The following is a 12,443-nucleotide window of genomic DNA, read 5'->3' as shown; positions in this document are numbered from 1 at the left end:
ATGCCGGATGCATTACATCGACTCGCCCTGCTCGAGAGCATACTCGGCGCCGTGAACCTGGGCGCCATCGTGCTCGATGAACAGCACCGCATCGTGCTGTGGAACAGCTGGATGGCGCGCCACTCGGCCCGCCAGGCCGACGCCGTGCTGGGCCAGGATTTCTTCGCCGTCTTCCCGGAAATGCGGCACAAGCGCATCGATTCGGCCATCACCCAGGCCCTGCGCGACAATTTCCAGTCGCTGCTGTCGCAAACCCTGCACAAGGCGCCGTTTGCGCTGTACACGCATGGCGCGGCCACGGGCGGCAACGACGCCGAGGAACGCATGCAGCAAGCCATCGCCGTCACACCGATCAATTTACCCGATTCGCCGCGCCACTGCCTGATCCAGATCAATGACGTCACCATCGCCGTGGGACGCGAAAAGCTGCTGCGCGAACAGACCATGGTCTTGCGCTCGCAAACCTTTTCCGACGGCTTGACGGGCATCGCCAACCGCCGCCACTTCGACGTGGCGATCGAGAAGGAAGTGCGGCGCGCCATGCGCACCAGCAGCCCGCTGTCGCTGCTGATGATCGACATCGACCATTTCAAGGATTACAACGACCATTACGGCCATCAGCAGGGCGATGATTGCCTGATCCGCGTGGCGGCCGAGCTGGCCGCCATGCTGCAGCGCCCCACCGACTTGCTGGCCCGCTATGGCGGCGAAGAATTCGCCGCCATCCTGCCCGATACGGACGCGGCGCAGGCGCTGCGCATGGCCGAGGCGATCCGCCAGCATGCGGCCGACCTGCGCATTCCGCATGCCAAGACGGGCAATGAAGTCAAGTACATCACGGTCAGCATCGGCATCGCCACGCAGTACCCGCAGCAGCCGCTGGCCATCTCCGCCCTGATCGGCGCCGCCGACCGCGCCCTGTACCAGGCCAAGGGCGCCGGGCGCAACCGCGTGATGGCGCAGCCGCTATAAAAAAAGCAACGCAGGGCAAATGATTCCAGTAGACATCTTTACGGCGTGTGCGTAGACTCGTCACTGATTGCAGCAACAATAACAAGAATTTATCTGTGGTATCTATCCCTGCGCATGGCCCACCCATGCGGGACATGGCCAGGAGCGCTTGTGAATCTCGATCCTCCCCTCATATCCGGCTTGCCGGGTGCCGGCATGGATACGACCATGGTGAACGGCATGCGCCTGCTGCTGTCGAGCGCCACCTTGCTGACCCTGTTCATCGACCCCGAAAGCGCCGGCAAGCTGAGCAAGATCACCTGGCTGATCTTTTCCGCCTACACCATGCACAGCCTGCTGCTCTATTTGCTGACCCTGCTGGGCCTCAGCCTGCCGCAGGATATCTTGCTGTACTGGCTGGACGTGGCCTGGTATGCGCTGATCGTGTTTTCCACCAGCAGCCACAACAATTTATTCTTCCTGTTCTTTTTCTTTGCCATCCTGACCTCGTCGTTCCAGCGGGGCTTCGAGGAAGGTGCGCGCGTCACCCTGGCCTCGGCCGGCCTGTTTGCCGCCACCGCCCTGTTCGGCGAAACGGATGCGGAACTGTCGCGCCTGCTGTTGCGCACCACCTTCCTGCTGGCGCTCGGCTACATGATCGCCTACTGGGGCGGCTCGGCCATCACCCAGCGCAGCCACCTGGCGCTGCTGCGCGATGTCAGCCAGCTGTCCAATCCGCGCTTCGGCGTCGACCAGACCATCACCTCGGTGCTGGAAAAAACCCGCAGTTATTTCAACGGCCGCAGTTGCCTGCTGATCATGCAGGACAAGGGCACGCGGGTCTGGTCGCTGCGCAGCGTAATTCATACGGGCACGGGCGTCGTGCATACGAGTTCGATCCTCAGCGACGATGCGGCCAGTCCCCTGCTCGCTTTCCCGTACGACAAGATCGCCCTGTACAACCAGCCCGCCGGCCGCTGGCTGCCATGGTCAGGCGGCGCGCGCATGCTCGAGCCCGACAGCGGGCGCTGGCTGCGGCACGACGACGCGGCGGGCGGCCGCCTGGCCGAACTGCTCGAAGCGCACGCCTTCATCAGCGCGCCGCTGCCCTTGCGCAACGGCAAGGGCCGCATCTTCATCGTGTCCGCCACCAGCATGAGCAAGACGGACGCCCTGTTTCTCAGCCATATCGGCGCGCAGGCGTTCCCCGTCATTGAAAACATCGATCTGCTCGACCGCCTGGCGTCGCAGGCGGCTTCGCGCGAGCGCGAAAAGATCGCGCGCGACTTGCATGACACGGCCGTGCAGCCGTATATCGGCTTGCGCCATGGCCTGGCCGCCCTGCGCAACGAAGCCACGCCGGGCAACCCGCTGCTGCCCGAGCTGGAAAAGCTGATCATCATGTCGGGCCAGGTGATCACCGACCTGCGCAGCTATGCGCGCACGTTCAAGAATGGGCAAGTGCAAAGCGAGCCGGAACTGCTGGTCGCGCTGCGCCGCCAGGCCACGCAGATCCGCGAATTCTATGGCATCGACATCGCCCTGCATATCGAAGGCGACCTGCACATCAACGACCGCCTGGCGGCCGAAGTGTTCCAGATCGTCAACGAAGGCATGAGCAATATCCGCAAGCATACGTCGGCGCGCCATGGCGCCGTCAAGCTGACCTGCGTGCAGGGCGCGCTGCACATCAGCATCGACAACGAATGCGCCGCCGCGCACGTCCCCGACTTCCTGCCCGACTCGCTGGCCGAGCGCGCCGCCGCCCTGGGCGGCACCGCCCGCGTCACGCATGGCATGCTGGGCAACACCTCCGTGCAGATCGAGATCCCCATATGAATGACTTACGCCACATCCCTCCGGCCGGCCATGTCATCAGCGTCATGCTGGTGGACGATCACAAGACCATGCTGTGGGGCCTGGAGCGGCTGATCGGCGGCGAGCACTCGGGCATGCGCGTGGTCGCCACGGCGTCCGACAGCGCCGAGGCGCTGGAGCAGGCGAAGGCGCTGCAACCGGATGTGATCGTGCTGGACCTGGACCTGGGCGGCATCAGCTCGCTGGCCATCCTGCCCGCGCTGGCGCAGTGCGGCAGCACGCGCGTGCTGGTGCTGACGGCCAGCCACGACCAGGCCATCCTGGACCAGACGGTACTGAAAGGCGCGCGCGGCATCGTCAGCAAGGACGCTCCGGCGGAAATGGTCTTGAAAGCCATCGAAAAGGTGTACCAGGGCGAACTGTGGCTGGAACACGCGATGCTGGGACGCATGCTCACGCAGCTGACCCAGCCCGGCGGCGGCTCGGCACAAGCCATCGCCGTCGCCAGCCTGACCCTCAAGGAAAGAAAGATCATCGCCGCGCTGGTGCACGGCAGCGGCACGCCGGCCAAGCTGCTGGCGGACCAGCTGTTCATCTCCGAACACACCTTGCGCAATCACCTGACGTCGATCTACCGCAAGCTGGGCGTGTACAACCGCCTGGAACTGTACGCCTACGCCACCAAGCACCAGCTGGGCCAATTGCCGCCCGGCGCCTGACGCCGTTCCCCCGCACGGCCACTGCACGGCCGCGCACGCCCTTCCCCGCCACCTCCCTGCGCCAGCCACCGGCATGGCCTCCCTTCGCCCCTGCACGCCAAACTCGACCATGACAATTGTCACGGAAAAAACAAGCAGTTCCTCCTCGCAATAAAAGGATGTTCTTCTGATGTAGATCAAGGTACTGACTTCTATAGTGGATTTACCGGAGTGCAAATCACCGCGCGGCCCACCACAACACGGAGCACAGCATGCGCTTTGACAAGTTTCTTCCGACAGCCCTGATCACCTATTTACAGGGCAAGGAAAAGGCTGCGTTCTACCGCTATGCACTTGTGGCGGCCCTCATGGCGGTGGTCTGCATCATCGGACTGCTGGCACTGGGCGAAAGTCCATGAGTGCGCCAGGAAGCAACGCTGCCATGCCGTTTTACCCACCGCTGTACCTTAACCACCACCAGGAGTTGTCATGAACCTCATCAAAAACTTTATCCGCGAAGAAGATGGCGTCACCGCAATCGAGTATGGCCTGATCGCTGCCCTGATTGCCGTAGTGATCATCGCTGCCGTCACCATCGTCGGCACGCAGCTGAAAAAAACGTTCAGCACCATCGGCACCAAGCTCACCTCCGCCAATACCGCTGCCGCCTGAACACGGTACTCCGGGCTGGCACGTCGCCAGTCCGGTTACCGCCAGGTCAACGCCACAGGCAAGTTTCCCCCTGCTCACCTATCAGAGGCCCATCGTGAAAACTCTCTTCAGCCGTTTATCCGACGAGTCCGCCGTCACGGCGATCGAATACGCGCTGCTGGCGGGCCTGATCGCGGCAGTGCTGGTGATCACGATCACCCTGCTCGGTGACCAGGTCAAGCTGCTGTTTGTCTACGTCAAGGACCAAGTGGTCCTGGCCCTGTCATGAATACCCTGCGCGCCTCGCTGCGCACCCACCGCGCCCTGCTGCTGATCGTGCTGCTGTATGCCGCCGCCGCGGCACTGCTGGCCGGCGGCCTGCCCAGCGCCTCGGACACCCTCAACGTACTGGCCGGCTTCCTCGTGGCCATCCTCACGGGCCCCGTCTTCATCCTGTGCGGCTACACCATCCATGTCATGGTGGTGAAACGCCCGCACCGCCTGTGCCACTATCTGTACCACGATCTGCGCCGCTACCTGAGCAACGAGCGCCTGCTGCACGCGCTGCCGGCCATGCTGCTGATCCCCATCTTCGCCTCCAGCTTCACCGTCTTCAAGGCCGCCATCCCCCGCCTGCATCCGTACACCTGGGATGCCAGCCTGTCCGCCTGGGACATGGCGCTGCATGGCGGCAAGGCCCCATGGGAAAGGCTGCAGCCGCTGCTGGGCCACCCGCTCATCACGGGCCTGCTCAACTTCAGTTACCACTTCTGGTTCTTCCTGTTCTACGCCATCCTGTACTGGCTCATCCTCGATACCCGCCGCCCCCTGTTGCGCATGCAGTTCCTGCTCAGCTTTGCGCTGACCTGGATCGCCCTGGGCAGCATCCTGGCCGTACTGTTTGCCTCGGTCGGCCCCTGCTACTACGGCCACCTGCACGCCAGCGACCCGTATGCGCCGCTGATGGCCTACCTGCATGACGCCAACCAGCACGTCCCCGTCTGGGCCCTGCAAGTGCAGGACATGCTGTGGCAAGGCTATCAAAGCAAGGGCACGAACGGCGAACTGGGCATCTCCGCCATGCCCAGCATGCATGTGGCCACGGCCGTGCTGATGGCGATCATGGGCTGGAAAGTGAGCCGCGCCGCCGGGCTCGCCCTGTCCGCCTTCGCCGTGCTGATCCTGCTCGGCTCCATCCACTTGGGCTGGCACTATGCGCTCGACGGTTATGTGGGTGCGGCCGGCGCGGCGCTGGTGTGGCACCTGGTGGGGCGCATGCTGGGCAGCCAGGCCGCAGCCCCCGCCATGAACCTGGCCACGGCGCCCTGCCTGAGCAAGGGAGGACTGACATCATGAGCGCCCACCTGCCCATGCTGCTGTGCCTGGCCGTGCTGGCCACCCTGCTTGCCGCCGCGCTGTGGCACGACCTGCGCACGCGCCGCATCCCCAACCTGCTGGTGCTGTGGGGTACGCTGGCTGGGCTGATCCTGAACAGCTTCGTGCCATCCGGCGACGGCCTGTTCGACGCCTCCTTCGGCGGCCTGGGCCTGCTGCAGGCGCTGGCCGGCGCCGGCGCCGGACTGGCCCTGCTGCTGCCCATGTACCTGCTGCGCGCCCTCGGCGCCGGCGACGTCAAATTGATGGCCATGTGCGGCGCTTTCCTCGGTCCCGATGCGGTGCTGGAAGCGGCCCTGCTGACCTTCCTGTGCGGCGGAGTGCTGGCCCTGGCCGCCGCGCTGGCGGGTCGCCGCCTGCGCCTGGTGCTGCGCAACACCTATCACATGATGCTGGGCGCGCTGCTGCACAGCCTTGCCGGCGGCGCCGCCACGATCGCCGAACCGCCGCCAGCCACCGGCAAGCTGGCCTACGCCTTCGCCATTGCCAGCGGCACCGCGCTGCAAGTGTTCCTGCAATACCACCATCTGTGGAGCCTGCGCTGAAACGCGCCGCTCCGACGACCAGCCACCACAGGACCCGACCATGCACACCCTCGCCACCCTCTGCCACTCGCGCCACGCCAGCCTGTTCACCAGCATCGCCATGGCTTGCCTGTGGACCTTCTTCGCCAGTGCCCACGTGGTGGGATTCCTGCAGGGCGGCGACTGGAGCTATTTGCTGTTCTGCGCCGCCGAAACCCTCGCCGCCCTGTTCTTCATCGTGCGCTCGGCCCCCGTCAGCGTCTCCACCGATGCGGGCGACTGGCTGCTGGCCATCGGCGCCACCTTCGCCCCCTTCCTGCTCTCGCCCGCCGACATGGCCATCTGGCCCGGCGCGCGCTACCTGCTGGCCCTCGGCAGCCTGCTGCAGATCGCCGGCCTGCTGTCACTGAACCGCAGCTTCGGCCTGGTGGCGGCGCAGCGCGAAATCAAGACGGGCGGCGCCTACCGCGTGGTGCGCCATCCGCTGTATGCCAGCTACCTGATTTCCCTGAGCGGCTACCTGCTGGCCAATACCTCGCCCATGAACGGCGTCGTGTACGTGCTGGCCATGCTGATGCTGGTGGCGCGTTTGCTGCGCGAAGAGCGCTTCCTGTCCACCGACGTGCGCTATCGCGTCTACATGCGGCAGGTGAAGTACCGCCTGCTGCCCTTCATTTTCTGATAACCGGCCACCCAAGCAAGAGGAGTACCTATCATGCCTGACACCTATCCAGAACGCAGCGACGGCGGCGGCATCGAGCCGGCGGCCAAGCGCGCGCCACGCACGGTCGAGGAAACGGGATTGCCCTTCCTGTTCCTGGTCGAACTGCTGGTCAAGATACTCTTCCTGCGCGGCCAGATCGGCCTGCCAGCCCTGTCGACGCACGTGAAACTGGGCGCCGGCGTACTCGAACCGCTGCTGACCTTCATGCGCGCCGAAAAGCTGTGCGAAGCACGCCGCAACGGCGGCAGCGGCACCGACGCCGACCTGTATTACCTGCTGGGCGACCAGGGCCGCCTGCGCGCCGCCGAATACATGCGCCGCAATGCCTACAGCGGTCCCGCCCCCGTCACCCTGGCCGACTACAGCAACCAGGTGCTGGCGCAAAGCGTGGCGGACATGCAGGTCACCCGCGACGACGTGCAGCGCGAATTTCGCGACGTGGTGGCCAGTTCGGCCGTGCTCGACCAGCTGGGCGCGGCCATGAATTCCGGGCGCGCCCTGTTCTTCCACGGCCCCGCCGGCAGCGGCAAGAGCTACCTGGCCGAGCGTCTGAACGGCCTGCTCAGCGGCGCCATCGCCCTGCCTCATGCCGTGATGGTCGACGGCGAAGTGCTGCCCTTCCTCGACCCCATGCTGCACACCCTGTCGCACGGCGGCTCCGTGCCGCCCGACCCACGCTGGGTGCGCGCCGAGCGTCCCGCCGTGCTGACGGGCGGCGAGCTGACGCTCGACATGCTGGACCTACAATTCGACCAGGGTAACCGCCTGTACCAGGCGCCGCCGCACCTGAAGGCCAATAACGGCATCTTCATCATCGACGACCTGGGCCGCCAGCGCTGCTCGCCCGTGGAGCTGATGAACCGCTGGATCGTGCCGATGGCGCGGCATATCGATTACCTGTCGCTGCACACGGGCTACAAATTCCCCGTGCCCTTCGACGTCATCGTCGTGTTCTCGTCGAACCTGGCGCCGCAGCACCTGGCCGACGACTCGTTCCTGCGCCGCATCGGCTACAAGATCCACGTGGGCCCCCTGAGCGCCTACCACTACCTGGCCGTGTTCCGCAGCACCTGCGCCCAGCTGGGCATCAATTTCGACGAAGCCTCCTACACCTACCTGCTGCACCTGCACAGCCAGTACCAGCGGCCCTTGCTGGCCTGCTATCCGCGCGACATCCTGGCGCAGGTGTGCGACCAGGCGCGCTATGAAGACCACGCAGCGCAGCTGAATCCGGAAGTGCTGCTGTGGGCATGGAAAAACTATTTCGGCAGCGATGACGACCTTGCAAGCACACATAACGGACCGGCAGCGGTCCAGCACAAAGGGGAAGCAAAATGAGAAACGCACGCGCTCTGACGATGATGGCCATTGCGGTCATCCTGGCGTTCGCCGCGGTCATCGTGGCCGCGCGCTGGATCAATGCCCAAGCCTCGGGCAACATCAACAAGGTGGCCGTGGCCCAGGTCGACATCAGCCTGGGCGCGCGCCTCACGCCCGACATGGTCCGCATGGTGGACTGGCCATCGAACGCGCTGCCGCCAGGCGCCGTCAACGATCCGAAACTGCTGGAAACGCGCGTCACGCGCACCAGCATCCAGCACGGCGAACCGATCATGGAAGGCAAGCTGGCGCCTCCCGGCACGCAAGGCGGCCTGTCGGCCGTCGTCGCCGAGGGCAAGCGCGCCATGACCGTGCGCGTCAACGATGTGGTGGGCGTGGCCGGCTTCGCCCTGCCCGGCAACTTCGTCGACATCCTCGTCAACACCCAGGGCGAAGGGGCGCGCAAGACGCCGGACCGCGATCCGAACATTTCCAAGATCGTGCTCGAACGCATCCTCGTGCTGGCCATCGCCCAGGAATCGAGCCGCGACGACACCAAGCCCAAGGTGGTCAACGCCGTGACCCTGGAGCTGACGCCGGAGCAGGCGGAAAAACTCGACCTGGCGCGCAGCGTAGGCACCCTGTCGCTGGTGCTGCGCAACCAGGTCGAGGACAAGCCAGTCAACACGGAAGGCGCCACCAAGTCCAGTTTGCTCGATGAAAAAGTCGCCATGGCAGCCCCCGCCGCCATGGTGCAAGCCAAGCCGCTCCCTCGCCGCCGTCCTGCCGCAGCTGCGCCACAGGCCGGTCCACGCGTCGATGTCATCAAGGGGCTGGAACGCAGCTCCCAACAATTCTAACCTGCACCAGAGGAGCCTAGCCATGAGTACATATCGCACAGCAAGCGGCATCCGGGGCCTGCGCCTAGCGCTTGCCATCGCCGCCATCGGCGCCCTGGCGCCCCGGGCGCACGCCGAGCCAGTCGCCGCCACGGCCGCTACCGCCGCCGCTGCCGAAACGGGCGCCGCCAGGAGCAGCCGGGCCGCCGTCCGTCCCAAGTCCACGCCGCCGCAAAGCGAATCGCGCGCCGGCCGCACCGAGATGGCGCCGCAAATGAGCCTGGCCGAAGGCAAGTCGACCCTGGTGCGCCTGCCGTTCGCCGCCAGCCGCATGTCCGTCGGCGATCCGCGCATCGCCGACGTGATCCTGCTCAACCCCACCGAGGTCTACCTGCTGGGGCGCTCCGTCGGCACCACCAACCTGATCCTGTGGAACAAGAGCAATGACGCCACCATCATCGACCTGGCCGTCGGCATCGACAGCAGCAGCCTGCAGGCACGCATGGCCGAGCTGCTGCCGAACGAAAAGATCCACGTCACGGTGGCAGGCGACACGCTGATCCTGTCGGGCATGGTCAGCGATGTCGTCAAGGCCGACCAGGCCCTGTCGCTGGCCAACGCCTATGTGCAGCGCAGCACCCGCAGCGGCGGCGCCACCTCCGGCGCAGCGCCGGCCGCAGGCGCCGCCGCTCCAGCCCCTGCACCCGATGCGGGCATGCCGCGCGTGATCAACCTGCTGTCGATCGCCGCGCCGCAGCAGGTAATGCTGGAAGTGAAGGTGGCCGAGGTGTCGAAGGTGCTGGTCGACCAGCTGGGCGCCAGCCTGGGCATCAACAAGACCATCGGCAGCTGGTCGTATTCGCTGCTGTCCAGCCTGCTCAGCAACAATCCCAGCGGCTTGAGCGGCGCCAGCAAGAACAACTTCTTCAACCTCGACGCGCAAAAACGCGATGGCCTGATCAAGGTGCTGGCCGAACCGAACATCATGGCCATCAGCGGGCAGGAGGCGAGCTTCCTGGCCGGCGGCAAAATCTTCATCCCCGTCAGCCAGACCAACAATGGCGGCGTGCCCACCATCACGCTGGAAGAGAAGGAATTCGGCGTGGCCGTGAAATTCACGCCCACCGTGCTCGAAGGGGGACGCATCAACCTGAAGGTGGCGCCGGAAGTGTCGGACCTGAACAAGGACGGCATCGGCATCACCGCCACCGGCATCTCGGCCACCGCCGTCCTGCCTTCGTTTACGACGCGGCGCGCCACCACCACGGTGCAGCTGTTCGACGGCCAGAGCTTCGCCATCGGCGGCTTGATCAAGAACAACGTGACCAGCAATATCAAAGCCTTGCCGGGCCTGGGCGAAGTGCCCGTGCTGGGCGCCCTGTTCCGCAGCACGGACTTCCAGACGGACCGTTCGGAACTGGTCTTCATCATCACGCCGCACCTGGTCAAGCCGCTGCCGGCCGACTACAAGCTGCCCACCGACGGCTACATCCAGCCGACGCGCGGCGACATGTTCATGCAGGGGAAAATGGAAGGCAGCGCCCCTGCGCCCGCCCCCGCAGCGCCAGCAGCCCCCATGCAGCCGCAAGCGGCCGCGCCCCAGCCTGCCGCCGGCTTCGACCTCAAATAGGAGAACACCATGAAAACCGCTCATTGCCTGCCTTGCGCCGCCCTGCTGTCGTTGCTGTCGCTGCTGGCCGGCTGCACCGCCACCACCACGCCCGTGCTCGATTCGCACTTCGGCGAATCGGTGGCCCTGCTCAAGGCCCAGCAGATCATGTATCCGGACGCCTACCGCAATACCAACCCCGTCAGCGGCATCGACGGCAAGGCCGGCGCCAGCGCCTACCAGCGCTACCAGAAATCGTTCGCGGCGCCGGACCCGCAACCGAATGTCTTCACCATCGGCGTGGGCGGACGCCAGTAGGCGCCGGTCCCGCGATGCACTTCCCCCAGGCCACCAGGAGACAGCCATGAACACCGCATTCCGCAGGCACGACAAGCAGCAGGGCGCGATCGCCATCGTGCTGGGGCTCACCCTGGTGGTACTGTTTGCCATGGGCGGCCTGGTGCTGGATCTGGGCCACCTGTACATCGCCAAGACGGAGCTGCAGAACGGCGCCGACAGCTCGGCGCTGGCAGGCGCCGTGGAACTCAATCAAAGCGCCACCGGCATCGACAACGCGCAGACGAAGGCCATCGCCATCGCGCAAAAGAACCGCTACGATTTTTCCACCACCCTGACCATCACGGCCGCCAACATCAGCTTCGGCCCCAGCCCGGACGGGCCATGGTCGTCCGGCGCCAGCGCCCGCACCAGCCCCCAGGGCCAGACCTTCATCCGCGTCGACACGGGCAGCAAGACCTTCGCCACCTACCTGATGGGCATCGCCGGCATCGCCAGCACCAGCACCTCGGGCGTGGCCGTGGCAGGCCGCTTCGTCAACGACGTCACGCCGATCGGCGTGTGCGCCGTCGATCCGGCCAACAAGACGGCGCAATACACGTATCCGGCCGCACCGGCCGGCACGGGCCTGACGGAACTGCTGGAATTCGGCTTTCGCCGCGGCGTCACCTACAACCTGTTCGGCCTCAATCCGCTGGGCGGCTCGTCCGATCCCTACCTGATCAACCCCGTCGACGCGCCCCCTGGCGCCTGCGACGCTTCGCATTCCAGCGCCAATTCCACCGCGCCGTTCATGTGCACGGGCAGCAGCGCCGTCGTCAGCAGCGGCTCGGGCAAGGTCTACACGAACACAGGCTTGAGCGCCGGCAAGATCGCAGCCGCCCTCAATTCGCGCTTCGACGATTATTCCTCGCCTTCCGTGTGCGACCCCGCGACGGCACCGCCCGATACCAACATCAAGGAATATCCATGCAAGGGCGGCGGATCGCCCTGCGTCGCCAGCGCCGCCAACTCGCCGCCCACCGGCTGGATGGAACCGGGCGCCAGCACCTTGCCCAGCCAGCAATCGGTCAGCCTGTCCGGCAACAAGCCGAACTACCGCCTGCCGCCGACCTTCACGACGCCCGTGACGGCGGCCCAGGCGCAGTTCGCCGGCTACGGCGTGCTGTGGTCCTACGGCCCCGCCTACCAAAGCAACGGCGCCACCCCGGCCAAGGCCGGCACGGCCTACAGCGTCGCGGACGCCAATGCCAATCCCATGTACAGCACCGCCAAGGCGAACTACTTCGACACGGCCAGCTACCCCGTCAGCCCCGGCGCAAGCTTTCCTGCCAGTACACCGCCTTCGCCGTACAACCAGACCAGCGGCCCCACGTTCCAGGCGCCCTCGGCAGCCCATCCGGGCCGCAACAACCGGCGCATCCTCAACGTGGTGCTGGTCGACTGCCGCACGGCGCCCGTGGGACCGGCCTCGTGCGGCTCCATGGATGCCGTGGGCATCGGCAAATTCTTCATGACGATGAAGGCCGATTTCAGCGGCGGCGCGCGCCTCGACGTCGAGTTCGCGGGCCTGATCGAGCCCGTGCCGAATTCCGAAATCAAACTCTACAAGTGAGG

The 12,443-nt window shown here is 65.7% G+C and carries 14 protein-coding genes; all 14 read left to right on the top strand.

Features of this window, described 5'->3' with window-relative positions; all coding sequences use genetic code 11:
- The 14 genes from OX459_RS04385 to OX459_RS04320 all read left to right on the top strand — a co-directional run bounded on the left by OX459_RS04385 (nucleotide 1) and on the right by OX459_RS04320 (nucleotide 12,441).
- A complete protein-coding gene (locus tag OX459_RS04385; RefSeq protein ID WP_289903966.1) occupies nucleotides 1-972 on the top strand; it encodes a GGDEF domain-containing protein in 972 nt (323 codons plus the stop codon).
- Nucleotides 973-1,122: 150 nt separating this feature from the next.
- Nucleotides 1,123-2,790, top strand: coding sequence for a histidine kinase (locus OX459_RS04380; protein WP_180278712.1), 1,668 nt, complete (start codon nucleotides 1,123-1,125; stop codon nucleotides 2,788-2,790).
- Nucleotides 2,787-3,488, top strand: a complete 702-nt coding sequence (locus OX459_RS04375; RefSeq protein WP_251350351.1) for a response regulator transcription factor — start codon at nucleotides 2,787-2,789, stop codon at nucleotides 3,486-3,488. The genes OX459_RS04380 and OX459_RS04375 overlap by 4 nt, the downstream gene beginning before the upstream one ends.
- Before the next feature lie 251 nt (nucleotides 3,489-3,739).
- Nucleotides 3,740-3,886 carry a hypothetical protein gene (locus OX459_RS04370; protein WP_158300249.1) on the top strand — a complete coding sequence of 49 codons (147 nt, stop codon included), beginning with the start codon at nucleotides 3,740-3,742 and terminating at the stop codon, nucleotides 3,884-3,886.
- A 70-nt stretch (nucleotides 3,887-3,956) separates the two neighbouring features.
- Nucleotides 3,957-4,139 (top strand): Flp family type IVb pilin, encoded by a 183-nt coding sequence (locus OX459_RS04365; protein WP_035821247.1) that lies wholly within the window; start codon nucleotides 3,957-3,959, stop codon nucleotides 4,137-4,139.
- Nucleotides 4,140-4,233: 94 nt separating this feature from the next.
- Nucleotides 4,234-4,407, top strand: a complete 174-nt coding sequence (locus OX459_RS04360; protein ID WP_077407717.1) for a Flp family type IVb pilin — start codon at nucleotides 4,234-4,236, stop codon at nucleotides 4,405-4,407.
- Complete coding sequence (locus tag OX459_RS04355) at nucleotides 4,404-5,474, top strand: phosphatase PAP2 family protein (RefSeq protein WP_251350350.1); 1,071 nt, start codon at nucleotides 4,404-4,406, stop codon at nucleotides 5,472-5,474. The genes OX459_RS04360 and OX459_RS04355 overlap by 4 nt, the downstream gene beginning before the upstream one ends.
- The gene (locus OX459_RS04350; RefSeq protein WP_289903965.1) at nucleotides 5,471-6,058 is read left to right on the top strand and encodes an A24 family peptidase; all 588 of its coding nucleotides are present in this window, start codon (nucleotides 5,471-5,473) and stop codon (nucleotides 6,056-6,058) included. Before OX459_RS04355 ends, OX459_RS04350 begins: the two co-directional genes overlap by 4 nt.
- Before the next feature lie 40 nt (nucleotides 6,059-6,098).
- Entirely contained in the window at nucleotides 6,099-6,719 is a 621-nt protein-coding gene (locus tag OX459_RS04345) for a methyltransferase (protein WP_289903964.1), read from the top strand.
- A 33-nt stretch (nucleotides 6,720-6,752) separates the two neighbouring features.
- Nucleotides 6,753-8,099, top strand: a complete 1,347-nt coding sequence (locus tag OX459_RS04340; protein ID WP_180278711.1) for an ATP-binding protein — start codon at nucleotides 6,753-6,755, stop codon at nucleotides 8,097-8,099.
- A complete protein-coding gene (gene cpaB, locus OX459_RS04335; protein WP_289903963.1) occupies nucleotides 8,096-8,941 on the top strand; it encodes a Flp pilus assembly protein CpaB in 846 nt (281 codons plus the stop codon). Before OX459_RS04340 ends, cpaB begins: the two co-directional genes overlap by 4 nt.
- 22 nt (nucleotides 8,942-8,963) lie before the next feature.
- Nucleotides 8,964-10,550 (top strand): type II and III secretion system protein family protein, encoded by a 1,587-nt coding sequence (locus tag OX459_RS04330; RefSeq protein ID WP_251350347.1) that lies wholly within the window; start codon nucleotides 8,964-8,966, stop codon nucleotides 10,548-10,550.
- Nucleotides 10,551-10,559: 9 nt separating this feature from the next.
- Complete coding sequence (locus OX459_RS04325; RefSeq protein ID WP_289903962.1) at nucleotides 10,560-10,847, top strand: pilus assembly protein; 288 nt, start codon at nucleotides 10,560-10,562, stop codon at nucleotides 10,845-10,847.
- A gap of 46 nt (nucleotides 10,848-10,893) precedes the next feature.
- Nucleotides 10,894-12,441, top strand: coding sequence for a TadE/TadG family type IV pilus assembly protein (locus tag OX459_RS04320; RefSeq protein ID WP_289903961.1), 1,548 nt, complete (start codon nucleotides 10,894-10,896; stop codon nucleotides 12,439-12,441).
- Nucleotides 12,442-12,443 lie beyond the last annotated feature (2 nt).

The sequence above is a fragment of the Janthinobacterium sp. SUN026 genome (genome assembly GCF_030397625.1).
GTDB classification, from domain to species: domain Bacteria; phylum Pseudomonadota; class Gammaproteobacteria; order Burkholderiales; family Burkholderiaceae_D; genus Janthinobacterium; species Janthinobacterium kumbetense.
Note: the sequence above shows the minus strand (reverse complement) of the source record. Positions and strands in the feature narration are given on the sequence as shown.